Source organism: Kitasatospora sp. NPDC085895, assembly GCF_040702125.1.
In the GTDB taxonomy this organism is placed as follows: Bacteria; Actinomycetota; Actinomycetes; order Streptomycetales; family Streptomycetaceae; genus Kitasatospora; species Kitasatospora arboriphila.
Map to the genome: position 1 here is coordinate 1 of NZ_JBFBJY010000231.1, position 1,350 is coordinate 1,350.

Below are 1,350 nucleotides of genomic sequence, written 5' to 3' on the forward strand. Positions count from 1 at the left end.
CTGGATCCGTCGTGGCTACGTGCGGCAGTCGGACATGAAGGTTACGCTGCCCTGGAAACAGGTGGGTGAGCCGAGCGAAACCGAGCAGACGCTCACGATGTGGCTACGCTCCCTGGAGAACGCGAAATGAAAGTAGCAGTTGCGAAATACGCAGTGGGTCAGCCCACGGGCTTCGAGGCATTCGCAGCGCGGCAGCGGCGGGTTCTGGAGGAGGCGAGCCGTGCCGGAGCGGAACTGGCCGTGTTGCCAGAATATCTGTCCCTCGAACTGGCTGCGATGTTCGAGCCTGGCATCCGCCAGGATTTCAACGCCTCGCTGGCCGCGCTGCAGGCCTTGCAGCCTGCGTGGCTGGCCCTGTACACCGACCTGGCGCGCGAGCTGCGCATGACCATTCAGGCCGGTACGTTCTTGACCCGGGTTGGACCGGATCGCTATCGCAACCGGGCGTGGTGGTTTGCGCCGGACGGCACGCGTGACTACCAGGACAAATTGCAGTTGACGGGGTTCGAGAAAGACACTGGCGTCATCGAGGGGGGCGACGAACTCAAAGTGTTCGACCTGAATGGCGTGCGTGCCGGCATCGCTGTCTGCTACGACAGTGAGTTTCCATTGCCCGTGCGAGCCCAGCGAGAGGCGGGTGCACGCCTGCTGTTGGTCCCGAGCTGTACGGACACGAGGGCAGGTGCAACCCGGGTTCGTGTGGGCTGCATGGCGCGGGCACTGGAGAACCGGATGTTCGTCGCACAGGCCGTGACGACCGGAGCTGCTGACTGGAGTCCGGCGCTGGACACGAACACTGGCGAGGCCACGATCTATGCACCCATGGATCGTGGATTCCCCGAGGATGGCATTCTCGCGACTACTTGCGGCACGCAGACATGGGCGATCGGTGATCTTGACGTTGAAGCACTCGAACGAAACCAAGAACAGGCCCAGGTTGCGGTCGATCGTGACTGGGACGGACAGATGTTGCCTGCACTGCGGAAAGCTCGACACTCGGGTCATCAGGTCGCCTAGCCGGTCTCATCTTGATAGCTTCAACTCGATGAGTCGGCTTAGATAGGTCATATCTATCTGCGCATAGATTTTTCCAGTTTGACCAGTTTTGAACTTGCCCCGATGCTGTCGATACATGCAAGAAATATTCATTGATTTGAATGTTTTGCGCTTCTTGGGAACAAACCTGTACTAGCCTGTAAGAGTGCTCGAAGAGCACAGAATTTGTGGCAAAGTTCGGCCGCATATACTATGGGGGAGTATTGTATAATGCGGCGGTGTACCCAAGTAGAGAGGTGTTCGATGCCACACAGTCCGGAAGAAAAGAAGCAAGCACTGACGCGAGATCGGAAG

The 1,350-nt window shown here is 58.7% G+C and carries 1 protein-coding gene; it reads left to right on the forward strand.

Going from position 1 to position 1,350, the window contains the following annotated elements; all coding sequences use genetic code 11:
• Window positions 1-126 precede the first annotated feature (126 nt).
• Window positions 127-1,017: a carbon-nitrogen hydrolase family protein gene (locus tag AB0442_RS42475; protein ID WP_028690945.1), complete on the forward strand. Its 891-nt coding sequence runs from the start codon at window positions 127-129 to the stop codon at window positions 1,015-1,017.
• Window positions 1,018-1,350 lie beyond the last annotated feature (333 nt).